Annotated in this window: 25 protein-coding genes; 15 read left to right on the plus strand and 10 right to left on the minus strand. The window is 40.7% G+C overall.

Annotation, left to right across the window (positions count from 1 at the left end; translation table 11 throughout):
* Nucleotides 1–519: 519 nt before the first annotated feature.
* Nucleotides 520–2,736 (minus strand): hypothetical protein, encoded by a 2,217-nt coding sequence (locus tag V7K85_RS06960; protein WP_334812117.1) that lies wholly within the window; start codon nucleotides 2,734–2,736, stop codon nucleotides 520–522.
* A gap of 576 nt (nucleotides 2,737–3,312) precedes the next feature.
* Here V7K85_RS06960 and V7K85_RS06965 point away from each other — a divergent pair.
* Together V7K85_RS06965 and V7K85_RS06970 are read left to right on the plus strand one after the other, a co-directional pair.
* Nucleotides 3,313–4,485, plus strand: a complete 1,173-nt coding sequence (locus V7K85_RS06965) for a glycosyltransferase family 4 protein (protein WP_334812119.1) — start codon at nucleotides 3,313–3,315, stop codon at nucleotides 4,483–4,485.
* A gap of 209 nt (nucleotides 4,486–4,694) precedes the next feature.
* The gene (locus V7K85_RS06970) at nucleotides 4,695–5,846 is read left to right on the plus strand and encodes a glycosyltransferase family 4 protein (RefSeq protein WP_334812121.1); all 1,152 of its coding nucleotides are present in this window, start codon (nucleotides 4,695–4,697) and stop codon (nucleotides 5,844–5,846) included.
* Nucleotides 5,847–5,907: 61 nt separating this feature from the next.
* Here V7K85_RS06970 and V7K85_RS06975 read toward each other — a convergent pair whose 3' ends face one another.
* Complete coding sequence (locus tag V7K85_RS06975; protein WP_334812123.1) at nucleotides 5,908–6,297, minus strand: hypothetical protein; 390 nt, start codon at nucleotides 6,295–6,297, stop codon at nucleotides 5,908–5,910.
* A 580-nt stretch (nucleotides 6,298–6,877) separates the two neighbouring features.
* Here V7K85_RS06975 and V7K85_RS06980 point away from each other — a divergent pair.
* Nucleotides 6,878–7,291, plus strand: coding sequence for a M10 family metallopeptidase C-terminal domain-containing protein (locus V7K85_RS06980; protein WP_334812125.1), 414 nt, complete (start codon nucleotides 6,878–6,880; stop codon nucleotides 7,289–7,291).
* A 173-nt stretch (nucleotides 7,292–7,464) separates the two neighbouring features.
* Here V7K85_RS06980 and V7K85_RS06985 read toward each other — a convergent pair whose 3' ends face one another.
* Together V7K85_RS06985 and V7K85_RS06990 are read right to left on the minus strand one after the other, a co-directional pair.
* On the minus strand, nucleotides 7,465–7,734 hold the full coding sequence (locus V7K85_RS06985) for a hypothetical protein (RefSeq protein ID WP_069069307.1): 270 nt from the start codon (nucleotides 7,732–7,734) through the stop codon (nucleotides 7,465–7,467).
* Between the two features lie 200 nt (nucleotides 7,735–7,934).
* A complete protein-coding gene (locus V7K85_RS06990; RefSeq protein ID WP_334812127.1) occupies nucleotides 7,935–8,069 on the minus strand; it encodes a hypothetical protein in 135 nt (44 codons plus the stop codon).
* Between the two features lie 72 nt (nucleotides 8,070–8,141).
* Between V7K85_RS06990 and V7K85_RS06995 the strand changes: the two genes are divergently transcribed.
* A complete protein-coding gene (locus V7K85_RS06995) occupies nucleotides 8,142–9,440 on the plus strand; it encodes a cation:proton antiporter (RefSeq protein WP_334812128.1) in 1,299 nt (432 codons plus the stop codon).
* Nucleotides 9,441–9,620: 180 nt separating this feature from the next.
* Here V7K85_RS06995 and V7K85_RS07000 read toward each other — a convergent pair whose 3' ends face one another.
* Nucleotides 9,621–10,010 carry a hypothetical protein gene (locus V7K85_RS07000; RefSeq protein WP_334812130.1) on the minus strand — a complete coding sequence of 130 codons (390 nt, stop codon included), beginning with the start codon at nucleotides 10,008–10,010 and terminating at the stop codon, nucleotides 9,621–9,623.
* Nucleotides 10,011–10,535: 525 nt separating this feature from the next.
* Between V7K85_RS07000 and V7K85_RS07005 the strand changes: the two genes are divergently transcribed.
* From V7K85_RS07005 to V7K85_RS07015, 3 genes are all read left to right on the plus strand, one after another.
* Nucleotides 10,536–10,682 (plus strand): hypothetical protein, encoded by a 147-nt coding sequence (locus tag V7K85_RS07005; RefSeq protein WP_334812132.1) that lies wholly within the window; start codon nucleotides 10,536–10,538, stop codon nucleotides 10,680–10,682.
* A gap of 554 nt (nucleotides 10,683–11,236) precedes the next feature.
* Nucleotides 11,237–11,731, plus strand: coding sequence for a cupin domain-containing protein (locus V7K85_RS07010; protein ID WP_334812134.1), 495 nt, complete (start codon nucleotides 11,237–11,239; stop codon nucleotides 11,729–11,731).
* Nucleotides 11,732–11,852: 121 nt separating this feature from the next.
* Nucleotides 11,853–12,011 carry a hypothetical protein gene (locus tag V7K85_RS07015; protein WP_334812136.1) on the plus strand — a complete coding sequence of 53 codons (159 nt, stop codon included), beginning with the start codon at nucleotides 11,853–11,855 and terminating at the stop codon, nucleotides 12,009–12,011.
* 48 nt (nucleotides 12,012–12,059) lie between these two features.
* Here the strand turns inward: V7K85_RS07015 and V7K85_RS07020 are convergent, their stop codons facing one another.
* From V7K85_RS07020 to V7K85_RS07030, 3 genes are all read right to left on the minus strand, one after another.
* A complete protein-coding gene (locus V7K85_RS07020) occupies nucleotides 12,060–13,166 on the minus strand; it encodes a saccharopine dehydrogenase family protein (protein WP_334812138.1) in 1,107 nt (368 codons plus the stop codon).
* A gap of 115 nt (nucleotides 13,167–13,281) precedes the next feature.
* A complete protein-coding gene (gene crtD / locus V7K85_RS07025; protein WP_334812140.1) occupies nucleotides 13,282–14,796 on the minus strand; it encodes a C-3',4' desaturase CrtD in 1,515 nt (504 codons plus the stop codon).
* A 211-nt stretch (nucleotides 14,797–15,007) separates the two neighbouring features.
* Nucleotides 15,008–16,000, minus strand: coding sequence for an RNA ligase (ATP) (locus V7K85_RS07030; RefSeq protein ID WP_334812142.1), 993 nt, complete (start codon nucleotides 15,998–16,000; stop codon nucleotides 15,008–15,010).
* Between the two features lie 902 nt (nucleotides 16,001–16,902).
* On the opposite strand from V7K85_RS07030, the gene V7K85_RS07035 reads away from it, so the two are divergent.
* The 7 genes from V7K85_RS07035 (at nucleotide 16,903) to V7K85_RS07065 (ending at nucleotide 22,442) form a co-directional block, all read left to right on the plus strand.
* Nucleotides 16,903–17,091 carry a type II toxin-antitoxin system HicA family toxin gene (locus tag V7K85_RS07035; protein WP_334812144.1) on the plus strand — a complete coding sequence of 63 codons (189 nt, stop codon included), beginning with the start codon at nucleotides 16,903–16,905 and terminating at the stop codon, nucleotides 17,089–17,091.
* Between the two features lie 225 nt (nucleotides 17,092–17,316).
* Entirely contained in the window at nucleotides 17,317–19,104 is a 1,788-nt protein-coding gene (gene aspS / locus V7K85_RS07040; protein ID WP_334812146.1) for an aspartate--tRNA ligase, read from the plus strand.
* A gap of 244 nt (nucleotides 19,105–19,348) precedes the next feature.
* Nucleotides 19,349–19,792 carry a GNAT family N-acetyltransferase gene (locus V7K85_RS07045; protein ID WP_334812148.1) on the plus strand — a complete coding sequence of 148 codons (444 nt, stop codon included), beginning with the start codon at nucleotides 19,349–19,351 and terminating at the stop codon, nucleotides 19,790–19,792.
* A 4-nt stretch (nucleotides 19,793–19,796) separates the two neighbouring features.
* On the plus strand, nucleotides 19,797–20,969 hold the full coding sequence (locus tag V7K85_RS07050) for a DNA cytosine methyltransferase (RefSeq protein ID WP_334812150.1): 1,173 nt from the start codon (nucleotides 19,797–19,799) through the stop codon (nucleotides 20,967–20,969).
* A gap of 3 nt (nucleotides 20,970–20,972) precedes the next feature.
* Nucleotides 20,973–21,635, plus strand: coding sequence for a restriction endonuclease (locus V7K85_RS07055; RefSeq protein WP_334812152.1), 663 nt, complete (start codon nucleotides 20,973–20,975; stop codon nucleotides 21,633–21,635).
* Nucleotides 21,636–21,690: 55 nt separating this feature from the next.
* On the plus strand, nucleotides 21,691–22,305 hold the full coding sequence (locus V7K85_RS07060; protein ID WP_334812154.1) for a Uma2 family endonuclease: 615 nt from the start codon (nucleotides 21,691–21,693) through the stop codon (nucleotides 22,303–22,305).
* Nucleotides 22,302–22,442 carry a hypothetical protein gene (locus V7K85_RS07065; RefSeq protein ID WP_334812156.1) on the plus strand — a complete coding sequence of 47 codons (141 nt, stop codon included), beginning with the start codon at nucleotides 22,302–22,304 and terminating at the stop codon, nucleotides 22,440–22,442. The genes V7K85_RS07060 and V7K85_RS07065 overlap by 4 nt, the downstream gene beginning before the upstream one ends.
* A gap of 124 nt (nucleotides 22,443–22,566) precedes the next feature.
* Here V7K85_RS07065 and pirA read toward each other — a convergent pair whose 3' ends face one another.
* Nucleotides 22,567–22,722 carry an arginine synthesis PII-interacting regulator PirA gene (pirA, locus tag V7K85_RS07070; protein WP_334812158.1) on the minus strand — a complete coding sequence of 52 codons (156 nt, stop codon included), beginning with the start codon at nucleotides 22,720–22,722 and terminating at the stop codon, nucleotides 22,567–22,569.
* Nucleotides 22,723–22,833: 111 nt separating this feature from the next.
* Between pirA and V7K85_RS07075 the strand changes: the two genes are divergently transcribed.
* Complete coding sequence (locus V7K85_RS07075; RefSeq protein ID WP_334812160.1) at nucleotides 22,834–23,637, plus strand: SAM hydrolase/SAM-dependent halogenase family protein; 804 nt, start codon at nucleotides 22,834–22,836, stop codon at nucleotides 23,635–23,637.
* Here the strand turns inward: V7K85_RS07075 and V7K85_RS07080 are convergent.
* Entirely contained in the window at nucleotides 23,634–23,855 is a 222-nt protein-coding gene (locus tag V7K85_RS07080; RefSeq protein WP_334812162.1) for a hypothetical protein, read from the minus strand. The two genes, V7K85_RS07075 and V7K85_RS07080, sit on opposite strands and share 4 nt — an antisense overlap.
* Nucleotides 23,856–23,955 lie beyond the last annotated feature (100 nt).

Raw genomic sequence — 23,955 nt, forward strand, 5'->3', positions numbered from 1 at the left:
TAAAAGACTCGTTAACGGAGTTCAAAGACTCGTTTACGAGTATCAAAGACTCGTTAACAGAGTAAATCTTAAGTAGGGTGCGTTATGGCTTCACTCTAGATAATTTAGATTATGCGTATTGTGCCCGTCCCATTGCAGACGGCATAAATTTTCTTTCTAACCTTCCCCATCCCCCAACATTTGAGGCACATAAAAAGGCTTGCTCTAATTTTCTCCTCATTACTGTAATATCATGTCCGCCAAATTACCCATAATAAAAGAACCCCTCGCCACAGGACTACGGTGTACAGACAAGTCGAATTACCCCCCTTAATCCCCCCTTGTGAAGGGGGGAAATAAGAAATCTAATTCCCTCCCCAATCTTCGCGGGGGAAAACAAGAAATCTAATTCCCTCCCCAATCTTCGCGGGGGAAAACAAGATTTCTAGTTCCCTCCCCAATCCATCGGGGAGGGTTAGGGTGGGGTAAAACTAACGCTAAGGGGTTTAATAACTAATCAAGCAGACATAATATAAATGCTCACCCCGCCAGCCGATACATAATCACTTTTCCTTTCCAATTTTCTTCCACAAATACCAGATACTCACCATTGGAACGCCGAAAAGCGCGGATACCGTAGGGGATATCAATCCAGCCACTTTCGCTACCAACTTCTGGGCCTGGTTTTAACTGTTGTACTTGCACTCCCGTCTTGGCATTATAGACATATACCTCTGCGGTTTTAACTGTCACAGCGAATACATGATCTCCCGCCACACTCATTGCAGCCGTAGACACTTCATGTTTGCCAGTGGTGTCGTAGGGAATTACAATCCGCCATTTGGGAGTACGATTACCTTGACGCCAATTGTCAAAACGGGCAATCTCAGAACCAACAACTCCAGTATCGTCACCGAATGCAGGGTGATCTACTGTGAAGCCTGACAAATACATAGTATCTGCTTCCGGGAAATATTCGATCCGCCGCAAGTCGTTAAACATGCTGGGAGTAGTTTGCTTCTGCATCAAACTATACTTGTAGATGGGGTTGCCTTTATCATCTATTCCCTGTAAAGGATAGTGGCGAATGCCATCTTGGGTTCGCAAAGCTTTCCAAACATCTCCTTTGCTGTCTACCCACCATCCGCCGATATAGGGATAATCTTTGCTGGTATCATATTCGTTCTTTTCAAATTTGCCATTACCGTTGCGATCGCGCCAGATCCATTCCCCTTTTTCTGGTTGATGCGGTGGCCAATTACCGGTGAGAAATGGTTTATCTCCGCTATTAGTACCGACAAACATTCCGGCTGGGATCGCAATTTTGCCATCTGTGGCTGGATTAAAACGATATATTTGCAGAAAGCTGTTATACATATCTGTGAGGTACAAAAATGGCTTTCCTTGGATGCGGCGAACAAAGGTTCCATCTGGCGATGTATGCAGCCGGGGATCTTGAGGATATTTGAAACCATTTAAAGTGTAGGCTTTGTAAGTCCATTGCTTACCAGCAGGCTTACTGTAGTTCATCAGATAGTGTTCTTGTTTGGTGAATAAATCTACACCATCAGTTTTAGGATCGGCATCTGCATTATCGACGAATATCAATCCCAGCGATCGCCACATTAGTTTTCCCGATGGCGAAAATTTCCGCAAATCTGTTCCTGATTTGTTGAAACCATCACTATTTATATAGATATTCCCTGAAGTATCTGTACCGACTCCGGTAAGTCCGTAAAGTTTCAAATCTCGAACTTCACCAGCAACTCCTGCATAGATACCGCCTTTAGAGCCAAAACTACCCACCTGCACGGGCTGATCTTTGATATCATAAATCAACATTTGCTGACGCGGCCCATTCTCTGCCACTAACAGCTTACCTTGATGATCAACTGCGATCGCTGTTGGTTCAACAATATCTGCAATCTGTTGGGGCAATTGCTTTCCAGTTTGGGAATAATGTACAATCTTGGCAGGATTACTACCATTTTTGCTTTGAATAATCCAGAGATTTTTTTGTGGATCAATAGTTATTGCTCCCGGATTGGCAACGGTAAAGCTGCGGAGTTCCTTCATCGTATCAGGATCATAGACACGAATTTGATTAGCAGCAAAATCACTCACATACAACTCGCTTTCCACAGTTGCTAATCCAGTGATTTCATTTTTAGTGCTGGTAATAAACATACTTTTATCCCAGCCACGCCCATTAGGAAACGGCGCAGGTTTTCCTGACAAGTCATAACGTCTCACGCAATGCCAAGTTGTTCCTTCAGGTGGGTAATCTTCATCTGTTTTGCCCCTCGAACCCTGAGTCATGGCAATGTAAATATATTTACTATTTGCTGTTACAGCTTTGCCACCTCCACGACTCCAGCCGTGAGTATCCCCAATAGCCCCAATAACTTTACCATCTTTATATATGGCAGCCTCCATTCCCGCCTCATCCCAATGACTGTTTGTATAAACTGTGCCATCAGGGGCAACATACATTGCCTCAATATTGTTTTGTACCCGTAGATTTCCACTGCCAAAAGTATTACCTATCCACGATGTTTTGTACGTGAGTGTGGGTGTTCCAGTTATCGCCCAGTCTGTTGTAATTCCAATGGTAGTAACAATTACTCCAGCAGTCAGACTAAGTAAAAAGTTGAAAGTTTTACTTCTTTGTAAATATCTAATCTTAGATAATTTTTTGATGTGCTGATTGAGGTAGTGACGAAGTTTTACTAACTGCGTCAGTAATTTATTTTTCATATAAATTTTCAGCTTTTAATTATTTATATACAATCACTATTTCTAAAATCCGCACAAAATATAACTATTTTCAAATTGATAAGATACAAGTTATTTAGGAACACGACATCTGAGTAAATATCAATAACAAAGAATATAGATTAAAAAATTACTATTTACATAAACTTTATAAAAAGAACATGATTCTTTAAAACTTCAGCTAATATCTGAAAAAAGAATATCTGATGTATTAATAGTCACTTAATTTTTAAAAGTATAGTAATAGTTAATACAAAGTTTTTTAAAACTTTATTGATGTAGAGCGGTTTATCCCTTTCACAATCTAGCATTCAGCTTCCTTGATTGGTAAGTATCATATTTGTCATAGTCGGTGTTATCTGGTTAATAAAAACACAGATTTTAATTCCTTGTTGACGTGGACATATAAATAGTTTATAAATTGGTGTTCTACAAAAAAAACTCTTATTCGTAATGTGTATTCGTAAATTCTAGTAATTCAGGCTGGGATACAACACGCAGTAGGGGCAATTCATGAATTGCCCCTACTGTTTTAATACATTTATAGGAGACACATCGATGGAAGGTAATAAAGAAAGAAGCTTTGGTTCAGTATCTGCATCTATTCTCACTCTTGGACTAGGCTGGTTTCCCAAAAGTCCCGGAGGATTAGAAAGGTATATTTATGAACTAACTCATAAATTAGCAGCAAATCAAGACCAAGTTGAATTATGTGGAGTCGGTCTACCAGAGACTGAACTAAATTCGCCGATTAAGCTAACTAATTTGGGTTCTCCCGATAGTGCTATTTGGGAAAGATTATGGTCAATTCGCACTAACTTCCAAAAAACAAGAACAAGGAAACCAGATGCTATTAATTTGCACTTTGCATTATACAGCTTTCCTATTTTAGATATTTTACCAAAGGGAGTACCAGTTACTTTTAACTTTCATGGCCCTTGGGCTTCTGAGAGTCAGCAAGAGGTAGTTAATAAAAATCTCAGTCTTTTGATCAAACACTGGCTAATCGAACAAAACACTTATAATCGCTGCGATCGCTTCATTGTTTTGAGCAAAGCATTTGGTAAAATTTTACATGATAAATATCAAGTACCGTGGAACAAAATTAATGTTATCCCTGGTGGAGTTGATATTAACTGGTTTCAGCCAAATTTATCACCCCAAGAGGCTTGTACAAAGCTAGGCTGGCCAAGTAATCGCCGGATAATATTTACATCCCGTCGCTTAGTACATCGAACCGGAGTTGATAAATTATTGCAAGCACTGGCTATAATTAAGCCCAGAATACCAGATGTTTGGTTAGCGATCGCAGGTCGTGGTCACATCCAAGCTGCACTACAACAACAGGCTACAGAATTAGGACTAGACGACAACGTTAAATTTTTAGGTTTTCTGCCTGATGAGCAATTACCTATAGCTTACCAAGCTGCTGAATTGACTATTATGCCTAGTCAATCTTTTGAAGGATTTGGATTAGTAATAATCGAGTCTCTAGCCTGTGGTACTCCTGTTTTATGTACTCCAGTTGGGGGAATGCCAGAAATTTTAGCAGAATTTTCACCCGATTTAATTACTACTTCAACAGAAGCCTCAGCTATTGCTGAAAAATTAGAACAAGTGCTTTTGGGAAATATCCCCATACCTTCACGATCAGCTTGTCGCCAGTATGCCACTACAAACTACGACTGGAATCAAATTGCCCAACAAGTACGGAATATTTTATTAGCTTAAACAAGTGATTGTAATATAGCAGTCCTAAATCATTTGTAAAAATAAATTAACCGCAGAGGCGCAGAGAAGCCAGTGCGTTGGGCGGGTTCCCCGACTTGAAGCAACTGGCGCAGCACAGAGAGAGGAATCGGAGATTTTCACGACTTATTTAGGATTGCTATAGATGTTAAAGGTGCTACGTGAGTCAAGTTAGATAAACTAGAGGTTTTATGAGAATTCTTTTCTTAGACCAAAGCGGTAAACCAGGTGGTGCCGAATTATGTTTAATAGATATTGCTAAACCATATGGTGCTTGCGCTTTGGTAGGTTTATTTGCAGATGGCCCATTTAAAGATTTACTACAGCAAAATCATATCCCAGTAGAAGTTCTCGCAACTCAGGCAATCGAAGTTCGTAAAGAAAGCAGTTTGGTACAAGGATTAAAGAGTCTAGGACAACTTGCACCTTTGATTACTAAGGTAGTTAAAAAAGCGCGTGAATACGATTTAATCTATGCTAATACCCAAAAAGCATTAGTTGTAGGGGCATTAGCAAGTTTTTTTAGTCGTCGCCCTCTAGTTTATCATTTACATGATATTCTTTCCACAGAACATTTTAGCCAAACTAATCTTCGTATTGCTGTTAACTTAGCTAATCGTTTTGCATCATTAATAATTGCTAATTCCCAAGCTAGTAAAACAGCGTTTTTGCAAGCAGGAGGACGCCCAGACATCATCGAAGTTGTCTATAACGGCTTTGATCCAAAAATTTATAAACCTGATGAGTCTGACATTAATAAATTACAGCAACAATTAGGATTGTCAGGAAAATTCGTAGTTGGACACTTTAGCCGTCTTGCTCCTTGGAAAGGGCAACATATTTTAATTGATGCGCTTGCCAAATGTCCGCAAGAGGTGACAGCAATTTTAGTGGGTGATGCACTGTTTGGCGAACAAGATTACGTCCAAAAGTTACACCAACAAGTTGTTGAACTGGAACTAGAAAACCGCGTCAAATTCTTAGGATTTCGTTCAGATATTCCCCAGTTCATGGCAGCTTGTGACTTGGTGGCACATACCTCTACTTCCCCAGAACCTTTTGGTAGAGTGATTGTAGAGGCGATGCTATCTGGAAAACCTGTAGTTGCAGCAAAAGCTGGGGGTGTAATGGAATTAGTAGAACACGGACTTAATGGTTTTCTAGTGACACCAGGAGAACCCCAGGAACTTGCACAAGTAATTATCACCTGTCTTCAAGAGACGGAAATAACTGCAACTATAGCCAATAATGCCAGGAGTACGGCTAGCCGACGTTTTGATGTTGCAATTATTAATCAGCAAATTGCCCAACTGCTGTCCCACAGATTATCATTACCTGGCTAATCTACAATCACCGATTTTATTTGGATAACCCCAGACTTGAATCTGAGGTTTATGGGTGTGACTATAAACCAACTAATTCACGAGATTCAAAATCAGAGAGTTGTTGGGCGATGCCTACGGCGGCAAGCAACGCTAATCTTGCTTCCAACTTAGCTACACTAAACTGATTACGCAGATATTCAAAATGAGCGATCGCATTTGCTTTATCGAGAGTTAATCGAATTTGGGTGTCTATTGACTTTTGATATTCCTGATTCACAAGCAGCACCTCAAAACGACGAGCCTTGCGTTGAGCATCATTTTTCAAATCCATCTCAAAGGCGGCGGTGCGGTCTGCATTGCCTTCAAATCGGTTAACTTGGTGCTGCACTGCCATCAACTGAGAGTCTATTTCATTAGCCCGTTGGGCAGCTTGTGCGATCGCAGCTGGATAATGACTCAGTTGCATCATTTAATAATTTTCCTCTCATGTCAAGAATGTAGTGTTTAAGTATAAGACCAACCCTGGAATGCATTTTCCAAAAGGCTGTCACAGAGCAGTTTTACACTTAACCAAGCTTGGTGGACGCTATATATCTATTATAGTATAAATGTACTGAATTAGGGGATAAAAGGCTATGTCTGAGGTGCAGATATAGCGATCGCTATCCACCAAAAACTTACAGTAACTTTACTGTATCCCAGCAAAAATGAAGTTAAAATGAACTCTCAATAAATTTTCAATTATCATCTCGTATTTGTATATAATATTTGCTAAAAAACTGTTTTTAGTTTAAGTATATTTTCATAACTCTCCACAGTTTGAGAGGGTAATTCCCTAGAGATTTGGCTTTGAGAATCAATAGTTTTGGTTGAGTAGTCGCAAAACTCAATTCCATTTTGGGCAACGTACCTCACAAAATCCTGTGACTGATTTCTTGCACACCTGACACAGCGCTGTTTCCGGCAGTGTACTGGTTTTTAGTGGTTCCTAAAATACTCGAACCGCTACAAGTGCGAGTTTTTAGCCGCATCTTTTAATTCCCCTAAGAATGAGAAAAAATCGGAGTAATCTCAATGTCTACTGTGGAAGCAATACTCTCAATGGTACTGCTGGCGATGATATTATCACTGGCTACCACGGGAAAGATACCATCACAGGTGGTGCAGGCGCAGACTCGTTCGTTTATACAAATATCCAGGATGCGGGTGATACGATCGCTGACTTTAAAAAAAGTACTGACAAGATTGTCCTACGGCAACTTTTCCAAAATTCTGGTTTAGCCAACCTGAATTTTGCCAGTGCGATCAGTGGCGGCTATTTGCGCTTCGAGACTAAGGGAACTAGTGCGATCGTTTTAATTGATCCAGATGGTTCATCTGGAAAAGGTCATGCTGTCAACTTGATTACCGTCAGCAATGTGTCTGCCGCTGCTTTGAACAACGCCATTAATTTTGCGTTCTAAGATTACAGCAGAATTCAAGTATTTGAACCACATCTGTCGTAGGGGCGCAAGCGCCCCTACCGCGTGCTCTATTTACCCATGATTTCGTTAGCCGTCAGACTGAAGTCTGCGGCTACACGAAGTAAGCCTGCTTATACAGGCTAATTATTCTCTATTAAACTCTGCACTATAGCTCAAGCCGCTTCCCGCAGTTGTGGCTGTGAGGGCACACTCACCTCTGGAAATGAAAGCGAGAGTTGTTCTGCTTGAGGTACCGCCGCTTGCTGCAAAACTTGAACTTCGATATTCACGCTCACCAAATAACTGCCTGTATCAGCACCAACCGCTTCAGCAATTAATTTGGCAATGTCTGGGCGTTTTGCAGTCAGCGGGTCACGTAAAATACACCGATCCCATTCATGCTTGGCAGTCGGATTGAGGTTGAGAATGTAATGCTTCATCATCGAACTAACCCTTGAATCCATCTTCCAGAAGGTTTTCACAAAACCGTTATGCATTTGGCTAGGCTTTGTGGACGCTATCTATATTATAGTATATTTGTACTAAATAGGGGCGATTCTGAGTGAGAAAGTAGAGAATATAGACCATTCGTAGGAGCGCACAGCTGTGCATTAACGATATTCCCGTGCTACAACCCATTGTTTTAAATCCAGACGCGAATAATCAAAGTGTGATGCTGAAAGCAGGCAAAGCCAACGCCAAATTCATCTATTCCTTTCTTCTCCAATTTCGTAGCCTGTTTGAATCCCCAATCCCTAATCCCAGAAAATCTGTCCATAGGTAATTTCTAATACAAAGCTATTGCAACTAAGCTTATAAAGCAACACCTAATTTTTATATAAATCGCTATATGTTCGATACCTATATTATTGACCTATTTGTGATCGGTCTACTTTTGCTAATGGTCACATTAGGGTCAGGTTGGATTGCTCGCTTACCTCTTTCTTTTGCCCTTATATACCTACTAGTTGGTATATTTCTAGGGCCTTACGGCTTAAAACTTGTTCAATTACGTCAAAATGAAGTTTTCAACGCTGAACTGCTGGAGAAAATAACAGAACTTGTAGTAATTATTTCTGTGTTTGGCTGCGGCTTAAGAATTATTCGTCCTCTAAAGTTAGGGGTTTGGGATATTACGGTGCGATTGATTGTATTTCTGATGCCAATTTCAATTTTTGCTCTGGCTGTTGTGGGTAAATTGTTTTTAGGGATGAATTGGGGAGAAGCGATTTTATTAGGAGCAATTCTTGCACCCACAGATCCAGTATTAGCATCAGAAGTACAACTGACCGATACAAATGACCAAGATGAATTGAGATTTGGTTTAACTTCTGAAGGTGGTTTAAATGATGCTTTAGCTTTTCCCTTCGTTTATTTTGGCATTCATGCATTAGAAAATGATAATTGGGGCAACTGGTTTAAACAGTGGATTGCAGTTGATTTAATTTGGGCGATCGCAGTTGGCATTATTATGGGGATTGTTGTTGCCAAATCTATAGTTTGGATTGAGAAAAAAATTCAAAAACGCCGTGCTACCGATGAATTAATGGAAGATTTTATTGCTATCAGCACAATTCTACTAACTTATTCTTTAACAGAAATGGTTAATGGTTATGGATTTCTGGCAGTATTTATTGCTGGGTTAGTTATCCAACGTAGTTACAGAAATCCGGAAAAGCCGCTAGCACAATTGGAATTTGTTGAGCAAATTGAAAAGCTGCTGGAAGTTGGGACCATTTTACTATTAGGTTCAATATTATTATTAAAACCAATGCTCAATTATGGTGGGCAATCTTTGATAGTGATAATTTTGTTATTCTTGATAATCAGACCTGTAGGAGTTTGGATTAGCACAATAGGTAAACGTCCTCTTGAATCACACCGTCGAACCATGCACCCAGGAACTCGGTTGTTATTTGGCTGGTTTGGTATTCGCGGTGTTGGTTCTTTATACTATCTTGCCTATGCGTTTGGTCATGGCTTAAAAGGTGAAGCAGGCGAACAAATTGCTTGGATAACTTACACTACTATTATCGCTTCTGTGATTATACATGGCATTAGTTCAACTCCATTAATGAAGTGGTATGAGCGCAATCTTGCTAATCATAAAAAGACTACTCCTCCCGCCACAATAGATGAATTTGAGTAAAAGCAATTTTTGTATAGTGGGCACTACTTACCCTTCTACGTTGTGAACAGTGACCATCTTACTGCTTGGGTCTAGTACAGTTTTTACCTTACTCCATACCTCTCTCCTAAAAGGAGAGAGGCTTTGAATCTTACTTTGCATCCCTTGTCGGGAAAGAGTTAGTGGTTAGATCTATATTTCCTATTTACCTGTCACCTTTTCAATAACTTCTTTTGCTTTTTCACCGAAACTTTCTGGAGGATTTTGTTCTCTCTCAGCCTTCAAATTCCTTTCGTAAGCCTCCTCCATAGTAGTAAGGCTTCCTGCATCTTTTACTGCTTCTTCATAAGCTTCTTCTCGTTGTTCCTCTTGAACGCCAACACCTGGGTCATATTCGTTAGCGCGATTAATTTTTTCTCCAGAATTTGGTTTATACTCTGGAGGTATTAACTTCAATTCTTCAAGAGTAGTTGCATAACTAGCTTGTTGAATGAAAATAAACGAACCTGACAAGCTGATGGAAATCATCAAGGCAAGAACCAAAAAGCTGGAATGTAACGCTTGCTTTAAAGTTAATAGAATTTTTTGCATGAAAAAATCTCCTCTTTTTATTTTATGAGCCTTGGTCATGTATAAATATATTCAATATTAAGGCTCACAGGCATCCTAAGTGTTTAAGTACAGTTCTTCCTTCTATCGCAGGGTATATTAATTTTTACCTATAGTTCAGTTAATGCTATCTGAACCTTTTAGGTTTTAGCACTACCTACATTTTTGTAATAGTCAAATTGTCGTGCTTACTGAGATCCTCTCCAGAAATAAATTTCAGCACCTCATAGCTAAAGTTCACTCAAGTGGACTGATATGATTGACAAAATTCCACATTCTGGTACATGTATTATTGGCTGGGGCTTAGAGGATGTCTGAAAAGTGTACCAAATGTATAATTTGTCATTCTGAGCCTAACGAAGTGGAGCAAAGAATCGCAATTTACCGTTTACCGTGGGTTGATGAGATGCTTCACTACGTGATCGCTTCCAGCATGACATTTTTAACTTCTCAGACATCCTCTTAGAGCAGTGGTAAACAGGAGTGGAAGTTACAGGAAAGGAGGAGATGATTCAGGTTTTGGCAGGGTTTTCTAAACGCAATGCACCCCATATTAAAGGTATCCTGAATCTAACCATTCCCCTTGATGAGTCTCCCATCTGGATTGTGGGGCAGTATCTTTCACAACTTGGTCTGTATACTGAGTCACGATGATCGCTTGAAGAGGGCAAGCGCGTTAGGTATTATCGGTTAAATCTAGAGGATGTGGCTTTTGCCATTAGTAATTTTACTTTTTATTACTTTTTCTGACAGATAATAGATCTTAGGACTTACGCATTGACAGGAAATCCCAAATGTGTTGTATGGATTTCAGGCATTAAGCCTTGATTTTTCGACCATTTTTAGGCGATCGCTATTTATCAAAGCATAATTGGTCAAAGTCTGAAACGACGTATTTTCGTCAATGCACAAGATAATAAATTTGTACAGTGCGTAAGTCCTAGATCTTTTAAATAAATTACTGACTATATATGTCTTTTTCAGGCTGGATCTAAAAGAGAAAAAGTCTATTATCAATTCAGAGTTAAACAAAACTTCTGAACACGGCAATACTTATAACTAAGACATTCTTATCCAAAATCAATCACTTTTTCAGATAAGATTCTCAGATATTGTTACTAAATAAATGTCGGGTTTAAATCAAATGTTTATCTCAACAACATTTAATTAGTTAATTTCCTGACAATTAACAAAGGAGAATAACTACAATGACAGTCAATTTAAAAACCTCATTAGTTCAATCAGGTAAAGGTTCTACATTTTTAGTTTTAGGTGACTTGTATACTCTTCTGGCTGAAGGGAAAGATACAGGCGGAAGATATGGGTTAGCAGAGGTTTTAATGCAACCGCAAAGTATTGCACCACCCCACATTCACGAGCAAGCGGACGAAGCACACTATGTTCTTGAGGGAGAGGTTGAGTACCAGCATGACGAGCAGACTATTGTTGCAACTGCCGGAACTTTCATGCATTTTACTAGGGGTCAGTACCACGGTTATAAAAATATCGGGTTAAAGCCTGCCAAAATCCTGATGTGGGTGACACCAGCAGGGGGTGAGCAGTTTTTTGCAGAGGTAGGACAGCCTGTCAATTTACCATTGAATGAGGAAGAAGGCAATCTTTTGGGAGTCATTAATCCCGCCGACCTCGAAAAAGCGATCGCACTTGCTTCAACAAAATATGATCTGCAATTTCAACAGTGACTTTTGCAACACATGAATCGGCTGTAGGGGCGTACCGTTGTACATAGGTGTCAACTTAACGTAAAAGTCTGTCTAGATAAGACTTTTCAGAGATTGCCTCGTTAAGAGTCTCCCATTGGGAATGCCTAATAAGAGCCTCCGCCTTAAGACTAGCGACACCGCAATTAAAGAGCATTTCCAGCCAGAGGCTGGAAACGAGATTTTAAAGGATGTTTTGCTTAAGTTGACACCAATGACCGCTGTACGCCCTACCTATGTATCTGTATCTGATATTTGGTGAACATCAGATGAAATTTTCACCCGGTGTGCTTAACCCAAGCGTATTAAGCTATAACCAACTTTGATTAATTTTAATTCCTCGGCTTTGCATTGTCTCTTCAAATAAATTTGTTGGTAGTGCTTCTTCCACAGCAAAAACACCTGGTTTCTTGAGTTTACCTTCTAGCACTAATTGGGCAATACTACCTGTGCCGCAACCAGAAGCCACCGCTGTATTTTCATGCACTACAGTTGAACAATAAACGGCGGTTTCACCATTTTTTTGCCCTGTAACTTCTGAACGAACTGCTACTCCAATTCCACTAAAATTATTAGTGACATCTGTCATCGAATGGCTGACATGAGACAGAAATTCAATCATGTAACGACGCTGCATTAACCACTTGGGAAAAACGTGTGCCGCAATCCAAGTTAGGTGATTGTAAAAATCGGGAACAGAGCCAAACTTGGTAATTACAGTTTTTACTGATGGGAAAGCTTTGGGCAGTGTAAAGGTTTCTGGCATATCAAACCAGTAAACTCCGCTGCTTCCATAGGGAGGTGGAAACTCAACTACTTCTCTTTCACTATAAGGTTCGACTACCTGCCATTTTCCATCTATCCAAGTCTCAAAAGGATACTGCAACCCCAGAAAAGTTGTCCGCATCACTGTAATGCCAGCACCACCAGAACCCGAAACCAAATAACTTAAATGAATCTTTTCTGCTTGATCAAATTGTTCAACACCTTGACGTACCATGCTGTTAGAAATACCAGGAAAAATGCCAGTATTAATAATTGCTGTCACACCAGCAGCAGCTGCTTGTTCATTATACTTGAGAGCTTTGCTGGTATAGGAACGATGGTCGCTGACATCTACATAGTTAACGCCTAGAGCAATACAGGTTTCGAGAACATTAGTATCTCGATAGTGAAATGGGCCAGCACAATGGATGACTAAGTTAGAGTTTGCGATCGCATCTCGCAGCTTGTCAACTTCTGCCAAGTCCAATACCAAAAACTGCACTTGTCCTCCCGAAGACAAGCTAACAGCCTTCCCAAACTCCGCAGAACGTCCAGTAATCGTAATTTGTGCCTGCGTATGGGTAGCTAGATCCTGAGCAACAGTGCTACCAATCCGCCCTCGTCCACCAAGAATTAAAACGCTGTCTGTCATTACTCCAGATTAGCAATACTAACCTTATTTCAGCAGTTTTCTGTCCCATTTGTCATCAGTTACAAGTATGACTTGCCTGCCAAGGAAGGAGGACTTTTCCATTAGTGGTAGTTGATCAGTTTTGTGCCTCAATTTGCCTGACTACCGTTAGCGCCGAATAACTCACCCCAGCAGTACCTTCGCCGGGATGGGTAGAGTCACCAACTAACCACAGATGCGAGATTGGTGTCCGATTAGCAAACCCAAAGGGGCCAAAGGTAGGTATTCTTTGACCAATACCGCCAACTATACCGCGATCGCGGGCTGTGAAATGAGCAAAGGTGCGGGGTGTTGCGGCTTCTTGATGAATAATCGTTTCTGGTTTGAGATAGAAGTATTGGGCAAGACGAGCGATCGCTTGGAGGGTAAACTTTTCTTTTAGTCCTTGATAATCTTCAGTCTGCCACCACTGTGCAGGATCGACAAATGAAGAAGCGATAATTGTGGCTTTCCCATCTGGAGCGCGGCCGTCTCCAGAATGACTGACGGAAACAAATAGGGAATTATTCTCGCCAATGGGACCATCAGCATCATACATAAATTGGAGATGGGGAGGGCATCCAGGCGGAATCGCGCTGGCATCTACACCCAAATAAATCACAAACGCGCTCGATGCTTGGGGCAGTTTTTCCACCCGGTTTTGATAACCAGATGGGGCTTCTTCTCCCAATAACTGCACCAAATTTTGCACGGTGACATTGCTAACTATGTGGTCGGCTGCTTCTGTCCAGACTTCGCCAGTTTTCTGATTTCTAATGACTACAGCAGTAGCTTTGCCATTCTCTACTTTGATTTGTTCTCCAGTGTGGCGCATCAACAATTTGCCGCCATCTCTTTTTAAGGATTGTACCAGGCGATCGCTTAGTACTTGCATACTTCCCTGGAGGTGAAACAATCCTTGTGGCAGTTGGGATACACTCAACGCTGTGGCAGCATAAAGTAATGCTGTCTGTTCTGCATCCACCTGGGAATACAACTTCAGTTGCAAATCTAAAAAAGTCCTCAGTCGTTGGTTATTTCCCAGTCCACATAACCGTAAAGCATCTCCTACCGTAAACAAGGTGAAGGGTACGGTAATTAATGTACTGGGACGCACGGCTTGCGTTAGCTGCCACAAATCCCATAAATTACGTGGTGGTAGCACCGGATCGCGTCCTTGAAATTCCCAACTGGCATTAAATAAAGTTGCCATCAATTGCCAGAACGGTTCGCTACCGGGAAACTGTTTTTGTCGTTCCTCTTGCCATTTCTTTTGGTCGCGCCAGACATTAATCGGTGTGCTTTCCCCAGGTAAATACACCGCACAAGCAGGGTCACAAGGGGTTGCTGCGGGTAAATCTATTGACAATTCTGAGAAAATGCGGTGGTGAATTCCCCCTGGTTCCAACCCCGCCACCTGAGTTGCACCCACATCAAAGGTAAATCCCTGCCGTTTAAACGTCGAAGCACAGCCTCCTGGTACGAGGGCCTGATCCAAAATTAAGACGCTGTAACCTCTATGAGCTAATAATGCTCCAGCAGTCAGTCCACCTATTCCGGCACCGATAACGACGACATGAGAGTTACTTTTGTCAAGAGGTATGCTGGACATTGATTAGTTTCTTTAAGATTCTTAATATTTTTATTTATAATTTTACCTTCTCTGCGCCTTCTGTGCTTACCGTCCTTGCGCGTCCCATTAAAGCGCAAATTAAATTAAAAGTTTAGAAAACCACTAATTTTGGCAATTAGCTACTTACCCGTTCTACTTTATGTCGGTTTCGGAAGCTAGTTAAGGTGTCGCCACCTTAACTGAATTGAACCTAATGGAGTTCAGTTCCATCCTTACGGAGCAGATAGCGATCGCTAATCAACTTCAAGACTACTCTACCTATTTCTGGATGCGTTTTCTCAATGACTGGTTGCACAACAACGCCTTCCATGATGCAATTGGGACTGACTACACTATTGGCATTATTGAACTGAGACACCGCTTCCCAAGTGTAAGCACCGATATAAAGCACAGGTACTCTCGGCAAAGCAAATTCCTCGCAAAAAGCCACAAAATCGCTGTAATTGAGAAAATGACTGCCGCGACGCACAGCAAATATAGCAATTCCAATCTTGCCATTATTCAAGCCATATTTGATATCTTGTACGCCGTAGATTTCCCCAAAAATTTGAGTTCCTGGCGGAAGTTTCTGGAAAGCTTCGTTTTCGTTGTAAGCACGAATATAAACTAATGTTTTGTTTACTTCGCTGTTTTTCCAGAAGTAATTATGGCTGCCAATTTTAGTTGTGCCATCAGCATCAACTAAGACAGTAAAGTTAGTTCCATGCAACTTTTCTGTTACAACAACTTCTTCACCTTCAATTAGTATGTTTTTGTAACGTTTCAGGTTTTCTGGACTGGGAAATTTGTAATGTCCAATAACACTTTCTGCTTCCCCGCTCATCCCTTGTGGAATGAGATACTCGTATTTTGTTACACCAAAATACTCTGTGTAGTCGTCTCCGACATTTCCGATAAAGTTATTACCAACGGGGATAAGCAAACCCTCAGAAAAAATTCCGCGAAGTTTGACAGCATACAGTTTTTTTGAGTAGTAGTTACGAATCCCAAACTGATCTAAAAACTTTTCTGGAATAACACTATCAATAGGAAAGTAAAAAGCTAAATCCCCAGGTTGAAAACTACCTTTGCCTATAATTACTTGATACCCCATACCTTCAATAGAGGCAATATCTAGCCTATCAGCATTGGGATGAGGATTAATGCTATTGATTTTGACAACTTCAACTTTAAAAATACTCATAGCTTACCTCTTTTGAAAAGAATAGATTTTTTCTAAAATCTAAATTGTGTTCATGTGTGCTAAATTATTTACTTTTATACTTGTGCAGGAACTACTATCTATTAAATAGATATAATTAATAGAGGCATTTGCCTAAGTAAACGTTAACTCACTTTAGCAATGTTAACTAAGTTAAAATAGGTTTTAAATCAGCTTTTACTCAGGCGGTTGAACCTCCCAAGATATAAATCGTGGCTGTAATATAAAACCATTTTTTAAGTATTTTAAAAAACTTTTGCTCTTGGTATTTTTAGCTTTTTGTCTAATATTTACAGCTTGTATTCGCTTACCAGCGATGCAGTAGGTAAACTGATTGGTAAGTTAGATTGTGTAGTTCAATACTTTTATACTACAAATATAATACAAAATTGTCAAGTTGAGAAAAATGTTGGCGATCGCCTTTGGCACTGCGCGAGGCGCAATTGAATGCTTAAGATGTCATCAGCAATATTGAAGTTGGTGTCACCATACTTAAGCTGTAGTTATCAATATTGCAACTGTAGCGGTCTAACTTGTGACAGTAGCTGTTTCACAACTTATGGGAGCGGTTCCACGACTTATGGGAGCGGTTTCACAACTTATGGGAGCGGTTCCATAACTTATGGGAGCGGTTTCACAACTTATGGGAGCGGTTCCACGACTTATAGGAGTGGTTCCACAACTTATGGGAGCGGTCTACCTTGCCCAGATTTCTCACTAACACTCAGTTTGTGTATGCTGTTAAAAAGTTTGAACTTTGGAACTGTAACAGGACTTACGCAAAATAATGAAAAAACGTAGACGCAAACCGCTTGCCGCAGGCTACCGCAAAGGACGTTTGTTTAGAGGTTGAACAAGAAAACACGAAGCATTAGAGTTTATTGGTGTGCAGAGGATTTCTGTTCAAGTATGAGTATACTGAGTTTGACTGGACGGGAATTAATTACAGCTTAAAAAAAGCAGGTTTTGAGGTAGCAAGAATCCGGGGGAGTCACCATTTTCTGATACACAGTGATGGTCGTCAAATTGTTGTTATAGTGCATTCTGGTGAAACAATTGGTTCTGGTTTGTGAGCACAGATACTCCGTAACTGTTAGATCAGGCGTGATGAATTCCGGGAACTATTGTAAAAATAGGTAAAACTTACCCTTCTGGTGTCATCGACTCCTCTATATATAGTGTGAGATTATTCCATTTTTTCTTCACCTAGAACTACTACAATTACTATTGATGCTAGATAATGGGAAAGCTTTGACATTTTCTTGCCAATTTAGCCCAGGAAACAATAATTAACACTTATGCGAACTCACTATTGCGGCGAACTCCGAAAAGAACATATTGGAGAAACAGTTACCTTTTACGGATGGGTAGACCGTCGCCGCGATCACGGTGGTGTGATATTTTTAGATTTACGCGATCGCTCTGGAATTGTCCAAATCGTCAGCGATCCGCAACGCACCCCAGACTCATACGAACAGGCGAACGCCCTGCGAAATGAATATGTTGTCGAAATCACTGGTAGGGTAACGCACCGTCCCGAAGAATCGCTGAATCCCCGCATCCCAACAGGCGAGGTAGAAATCTACGCCGATAAAATTCAACTCCTCAATGCTGTCCGCAAACAGTTACCTTTTCAAGTTTCCGTAGCTGACACCGAGACAGTGCGCGAAGACTTGCGGCTGAAATATCGTTATTTGGATTTGCGACGCGAACGGATGGCGCAAAATTTGCAACTGCGTCATCAAATTGTCAAAGCGATGCGTCGTTATCTGGAAGATTTGGAAGGTTTTATCGAAGTCGAAACCCCAATACTTACCCGTTCTACCCCAGAAGGGGCGCGGGATTATGTTCTACCCAGTCGCGTCAATCCTGGTGAGTGGTATGCTTTGCCGCAATCACCCCAGCTATTTAAACAATTGCTGATGGTATCCGGCTTAGATAGATATTATCAGATTGCCCGTTGCTTTCGTGATGAAGATTTACGCGCCGACAGACAACCGGAATTTACCCAGTTGGACATGGAAATGAGCTTCATGTCCCAAGAAGAAATTATCGAACTAAACGAGAAGTTAGTTTGCCATATCTTCAAAACAGTTAAAGGAATTGAGTTACAGCGCCCTTTCCCCCGTCTCACTTACGCCGAAGGGATGGAACGCTACGGTAGTGATAAACCAGATACCCGCTATGGTTTGGAATTAGTTGACGTCTCAGATATTGTGAAAAACTCTAGTTTCAAAGTTTTTCGGGATACTGTTACCAATGGTGGTATAGTCAAAATTCTGCCCATTCCCAACGGTAACGATGTAATTTCTAATGTCCGCATTAAACCAGGCGGCGACTTATTTAAAGAAGCCAGCGAAGCTGGTGCGAAAGGTTTAGCTTATATCCGCGTCAGGGATGATGGCGAAATTGACACCATTGGGGCGATTAAAGACAACCTCAGCGTTGAACAAAAACAAGAAATTTTACGCCGTACAGGTGCAAAAGCTGGACATTTGCTGTTGTTTGGGGCTGGTGATGCTGCTACAGTTAATAAAACATTAGATAGATTACGGCAAGCGATCGCTAGGGAATTTGAGTTAATTGATCCAGAAAAAATTAACTTGCTGTGGATTACAGATTTCCCGATGTTCGAGTGGAATGCTGACGAAAAACGTTTAGAAGCACTACACCACCCATTTACAGCACCGCATCCTGATGATTTGAGCGACTTAAAAACTGCACGCGCTCAAGCTTACGACTTGGTACTCAACGGCGTGGAAGTTGGCGGCGGAAGTCTGCGGATTTATCAGCGAGAAATTCAACAGCAAGTATTTGAAGCGATCGGTTTATCTGCTGAAGAAGCACAAAGTAAATTTGGCTTTCTCTTAGAAGCATTTGAATATGGTACACCGCCGCATGGTGGCATCGCCTACGGTTTAGATCGTTTGGTGATGTTGCTAGCTGGAGAAGAATCAATTCGGGATGTCATTGCTTTTCCGAAGACACAACAAGCGCGTTGTTTGTTAACAGATGCACCTTCGAGTGTAGATGCTAAACAGTTGAAAGAATTGCATGTTGCTTCAACTTATAAACCAAAGTCTTAGTGAATTAGGGAATTGTCTAAGTTGGTGGGCATTGCCCACCAATTACTTGCAATCATGCATTGATTATCTTCGACAAAACTGGGTTTACTTGTACGACAGTCTGAAAAATAAAAAGTAAGTTTAATTATCAAAGCTTACTGTTTTCGTTAAAAAAATGCGAACATATTTTTATTAATTTAACCTCCCATTTCACTTAGCCAAGTAGTATTGCGTGTAAACTATATTGAAGTGAAGAGGACACTTAATGGAAATTTTTTTGGCTAATATTAATCATCTTGAAAGTGTTTCAGTACTATTTGATCGGTATCGTATTTTTTACAATCAGGTATCAAACCTTGAAGCTGCCAAGGAGTTTCTCAAAGAACGTTTCAAGAATAATGACTCGGTACTGTTTGCAGCTAATGACAATGGGGAATTAGTTGGATTTACTCAGCTTTATCCCAGCTTTTCTTCAGTGTCGATGAAACGAGTATGGATATTGAACGATTTGTATGTCGAAGAGTCGTATCGCCGCAGGGGAATTGCAAAATTATTGATAAGTGTTGCGGAAGAATACGCAAAAAATAGTGCAGCCGTTCGAGTAATTTTATCTACTCAAATTTCTAACATAACCGCGCAAAAACTCTATGAAGCGCGAAATTACATTAAGAATGAAGAGTTTTACCATTATGCTTTGCGGTTGCAGTAGTGGCATGACAACAAACAAACTCAAAGCTTTAGAGCTTTTTGCTGGTATCGGTGGCTTTCGCCTGGGTATGGCAAATGCTAATATTCAAACAATATGGGCGAATGATATTAACGAACTTTGCTGTAAAGTTTATAAAAGTAATTTTGGCAAAGACTCTATTGTTTTAGGCGATATCAACGAAATCTCCATCTTAGACATTCCCAATCACGATATTTTAACTGCTGGCTTCCCTTGCCAACCTTTTAGTCCTGCTGGTAAAAAACTTGGTGTGAGAGATAGAGTTAGGGGAACACTATTTGAGCGCATTATAGAAATATTAGACCAGAAGCAGCCAAAATACTTTTTTCTAGAAAATGTCAAAAGACTTTTGACAATGGAAAACGGCTATCATTTTAGATTAATTTTAAATGCACTTTCTGAATTAGATTATTTTCTCGAATGGCGAATAATTAACCCCATGAGTTTTGGTATCCCTCAAAATAGAGATAGAATTTTTATCTTTGGCACAAAGTTAAACTCAACAGATATAATACCTAATAGTTTAGAAAATCTCTCAGTTTTTTTAACTAAAGAAGACAATATTTTACTGCCCAATATCGAAGCTCCATTGGTAAAATATATGTTGCCAATTATGACGATGAAAAGTAAAAATGATAATTGGGGAATTGCCTATAAAAATAAAATGTTCACTCAAAATATTTCATCATTGTCGAACATCAAGCCGAGAAAGAGGCTTCAGGATATTCTTCAGGATGAGTCAATGGTGGACACACAGTTTGATTTTACTGCCGATACGTTGGAGCGGATTAAGCAAAGTAAGCCTGTAAATCGTTATTGTAATGGAGTTGAAATTTTATACAATCAAGATGGAGGCGCGAGACTTGGTTATACCATATTCGGAACTAATGGCATTGCATCAACATTGACTGCCTCAACATCAAGACATTATGAACGCTACCAAGTAGATAATAAATTTCGACGTTTAACTAATATTGAATATGCCCGACTTCTGGGTTTTCCTGATGATTGGTGTCAAGTTGCCAGAACTTACGATCAATACGCATTATTTGGGAATGCAATTGTACCAGCTTGTGTAGAGTGGGTATGCAAAAGAATTGGTCAAATAAACTTTGAATTGAGTAAATCTGGTTGGCAACAATTAACTTTGGCTATTTAAAAAATGGAAGTGCTAACCTTATCTTCCCTCAAAACTGCTGCACGAGATTTTTGTGTTGTACTTAGTGCAACACCGATTCCTAATCTATATGGGGTTACAGATGGTAAAGCAGTAGGAACATATGTTGAGTTTACTTTTAATCAATATTTGTCTACACAGTATGAATATATCCTTGGTAGTGCTGCTTTAGGGATTGATTTTCCCGGATTAGAAGTTGATTTAAAAGTGACATCAATTCCTCAGCCACAATCTTCTTGCCCCTTTCGGAATGCCAGTCAAAAGGTGTATGGATTGGGCTATCATCTGCTGATATTGGCATATCAAAAGATTGATGATCATAGCTCTCGCACTGCTAATTTAAAATTCCAGAATGTCGTCTTTGTATCAAGAGAAAGAACTGGAGATTATCAAACAACTTACGGGCTAAGAGAAATCTTACGCCGGAATGGCAACAAAGAAGATGTAATAGCATTTTTAAAAGAACGCAACTTTCCATTAGATGAAATTGGGCGTGAAATACTTGCAGAAAGAATTTTGCAGCAACCACCAGAAATTGGCTACCTGACAATTTCTAATGCACTACAGTGGCGGTTGCAATACAGTAGGATTATCCAGGTAGCAACTACGACGACAACAGTAGGTGTAGAAAATCTACTGCTAGGGTGAAGAGAATTGATGCTGCTGCCACAATAGAATTAAGCCGCTACCCCCAGAATTCCTTATGAGTGAATCTATCACCTTGACAGATGCTGGCTTATTACCAGAAGATTTGTTACCAGATGTTAGTCATCTGGTGACAGAGGACGATGAACCCTTGGATAATCTGCCATCTGAAAAACAACAACGGCTGCTGACAGAAACACTTTATAGTTCTTGGAACGGGGCAAGTAATGCCCAAGGGTTTCTAGTCGCTGCCAATGTGGGCTTGTTTCCCAGTAACAAGCAACCGCCAATTGTACCTGATGTATTTTTGAGCCTGGATGTACAAGTAGCTGAAAACTGGTGGGAAAAAAGGCATCGCTCTTATTTCTTTTGGGATTTTGGTAAACCGCCAGAGGTAGTAATTGAAATTGTTTCAAATCGAGAAGGCAATGAAATCGGGCGAAAATTATTAGAGTACGCCAGGATGCGGATAATGTACTACATTATTTTTGACCCAAGTCGGCAACTTGGTAGCGAAGTTTTACAGATGTACGAGTTGCGAGGGCGACAATATATAGCTACGAGCGAGCAATGGCTGACTGAAGTTGAGTTAGGTTTATGTCTTTGGGAAGGCGTATATGAAGGTAAGCGAGATGTTTGGTTGCGGTGGTGTGACGCTGGAGGTAATGTGTGATTGCTACTGGTGCAGAACGAGCCGAACAAGAACGCTTACGAGCAGAACTTGAGCCAGAAGCCAAAGAAACTGCCCTGCAACGGGCTGAACGCTTGGCAGCACAGTTACGAGCCTTGGGTGTTGAGCCAGAAGTGTGAGCATGGGGAGTGGGGTAATTCAATTAATTGAAAAACGCTCTAAGAGCGAAATTGCCAGGAAACACCCTAAAAAAAACCCGCCGTAGCGGGTTACACAACAAACTATGAACAATGAAAACTTGATTTAGCTGGAATACCTGCTCTCAGCTTCCAGTTGACGAATCAGTTGTTCGTCGCCTTTTGCTCTGGCTACTTGCAAGCGATGCTCTAGATTTCTTTGAATATTCTCTCTGTGAGCTTCTTGTGCTTTCCTGGCCCTTTGTAGTCTACTTTGATTCATAGTGATTACCCTCTTTAATTTTTTGTTTTATGTCTTATATCCTTAACATAACATAAATTTTGTAGCTGTTGTTACAGAAAGTTCTGTCTTAATGTAGATTTTAGCATAAACATGTCTAAGAACCAGATAGATCAACAACCACTCGTAACTTTACTGAGCGATTTTAGCGATCGCGATGTTTATGTAGGCATAATCAAGGGAGTCATCGCCCAAATCAACCCCAGATTGACGGTGGTAGACTTAACGCACCAAATTCCGCCGCAAGACATCAAAGCAGCCAGGTTTTGCCTGATGAATGCTTATCCCTATTTCCCAGTTGGGACAGTGCATGTGGCAGTAGTAGATCCGGGTGTGGGAAGCAAGCGACGAGCGATCGCAGTAGAATTTGCTCAAGGGTTTCTGGTAGGCCCAGATAATGGTATCTTCAGTGGGGTACTTAGTCAAAGTCCTGCGATCGCAGCCGTCGAACTCACAAATCTTAACTATTGGCGAACTCCTCAACCAAGCAAGACTTTTCACGGTAGAGATATCTTTGCACCAGTGGCAGCTAGTCTTGCTAGTGGTGTCTCCCTCAAACAGCTAGGACAAGAAATTGATCCAGCAACTTTGGTAAAGCTGGATATCGGCGAGTGCAAGCAGACAACCACTGGCATAGTGGGTTGCATTCAATATATTGACAATTTTGGCAATTTAGTGAGTAACATTCCAGGCAGTTACGTACAAGGCAAAACTTGGTGTGTGCAAGCCGCCCTTTTGAGTATACCAGGCTGTGAAACTTACAGTGATGTCAACGTGGGAGAGATAATAGCTTTAGTTGGCAGTCACGGCTGGGTAGAAATTGCCATTAATAGCGGCAATGCTCATTCACAGTTACACTTAGATTTGCAAGAAACGCTTCAAGTTGTGCTAACTTAAATACCGCACCTCATGAGTGCCGCATCAAGAGAAACATCAAAGTTATATCCTCTTTCCACAGTTGGCAGATATCCTGAGGGGAAGGTTTTAAAGTTTGGTTCCTTGCCAGGTTTATACTCGTATCTTTTAGTTTGCTGATTATAGTTCCACTGAATCAGCCACTCACCTGTTAACGTTTGCCATCCAAGCGGGGATAGCATAGACGGTAATTGTTTCATTTAGCATACTCCCTGGAGTTTTTTCTAACTGGAAGGGATTTTATTGCTTTTGCATAGGCGTAGCCCGTCGTAGACATCGCTTTCTCAAATAACTAGCAAC

It is taken from the genome of Nostoc sp., from assembly GCF_036917615.1.
Lineage (GTDB): Bacteria > Cyanobacteriota > Cyanobacteriia > Cyanobacteriales > Nostocaceae > Nostoc.

Bases quoted from the DNA above. Each gene is read 5' to 3' on its own strand.
- V7K85_RS07015 (WP_334812136.1), top strand. From the start codon at position 11,853: ATGCCTAATAAGAGCCTCCGCCTTAAGACTAGCGACACCGCAATTAAA.
- V7K85_RS07055 (WP_334812152.1), top strand. From the start codon at position 20,973: ATGGAAGTGCTAACCTTATCTTCCCTCAAAACTGCTGCACGAGATTTT.
- V7K85_RS07010 (WP_334812134.1), top strand. From the start codon at position 11,237: ATGACAGTCAATTTAAAAACCTCATTAGTTCAATCAGGTAAAGGTTCT.
- V7K85_RS07075 (WP_334812160.1), top strand. From the start codon at position 22,834: ATGTCTAAGAACCAGATAGATCAACAACCACTCGTAACTTTACTGAGC.
- V7K85_RS06985 (WP_069069307.1), bottom strand. From the start codon at position 7,734: ATGATGAAGCATTACATTCTCAACCTCAATCCGACTGCCAAGCATGAA.
- aspS (WP_334812146.1), top strand. From the start codon at position 17,317: ATGCGAACTCACTATTGCGGCGAACTCCGAAAAGAACATATTGGAGAA.
- V7K85_RS07050 (WP_334812150.1), top strand. From the start codon at position 19,797: ATGACAACAAACAAACTCAAAGCTTTAGAGCTTTTTGCTGGTATCGGT.
- V7K85_RS06970 (WP_334812121.1), top strand. From the start codon at position 4,695: ATGAGAATTCTTTTCTTAGACCAAAGCGGTAAACCAGGTGGTGCCGAA.
- V7K85_RS07045 (WP_334812148.1), top strand. From the start codon at position 19,349: ATGGAAATTTTTTTGGCTAATATTAATCATCTTGAAAGTGTTTCAGTA.
- V7K85_RS06995 (WP_334812128.1), top strand. From the start codon at position 8,142: ATGTTCGATACCTATATTATTGACCTATTTGTGATCGGTCTACTTTTG.
- V7K85_RS07080 (WP_334812162.1), bottom strand. From the start codon at position 23,855: ATGAAACAATTACCGTCTATGCTATCCCCGCTTGGATGGCAAACGTTA.
- V7K85_RS06990 (WP_334812127.1), bottom strand. From the start codon at position 8,069: ATGGACAGATTTTCTGGGATTAGGGATTGGGGATTCAAACAGGCTACG.
- V7K85_RS07000 (WP_334812130.1), bottom strand. From the start codon at position 10,010: ATGCAAAAAATTCTATTAACTTTAAAGCAAGCGTTACATTCCAGCTTT.
- V7K85_RS07030 (WP_334812142.1), bottom strand. From the start codon at position 16,000: ATGAGTATTTTTAAAGTTGAAGTTGTCAAAATCAATAGCATTAATCCT.
- V7K85_RS06975 (WP_334812123.1), bottom strand. From the start codon at position 6,297: ATGATGCAACTGAGTCATTATCCAGCTGCGATCGCACAAGCTGCCCAA.
- pirA (WP_334812158.1), bottom strand. From the start codon at position 22,722: ATGAATCAAAGTAGACTACAAAGGGCCAGGAAAGCACAAGAAGCTCAC.
- crtD (WP_334812140.1), bottom strand. From the start codon at position 14,796: ATGTCCAGCATACCTCTTGACAAAAGTAACTCTCATGTCGTCGTTATC.
- V7K85_RS06960 (WP_334812117.1), bottom strand. From the start codon at position 2,736: ATGAAAAATAAATTACTGACGCAGTTAGTAAAACTTCGTCACTACCTC.
- V7K85_RS07060 (WP_334812154.1), top strand. From the start codon at position 21,691: ATGAGTGAATCTATCACCTTGACAGATGCTGGCTTATTACCAGAAGAT.
- V7K85_RS07005 (WP_334812132.1), top strand. From the start codon at position 10,536: ATGATTCAGGTTTTGGCAGGGTTTTCTAAACGCAATGCACCCCATATT.
- V7K85_RS07020 (WP_334812138.1), bottom strand. From the start codon at position 13,166: ATGACAGACAGCGTTTTAATTCTTGGTGGACGAGGGCGGATTGGTAGC.
- V7K85_RS06980 (WP_334812125.1), top strand. From the start codon at position 6,878: ATGAGAAAAAATCGGAGTAATCTCAATGTCTACTGTGGAAGCAATACT.
- V7K85_RS06965 (WP_334812119.1), top strand. From the start codon at position 3,313: ATGGAAGGTAATAAAGAAAGAAGCTTTGGTTCAGTATCTGCATCTATT.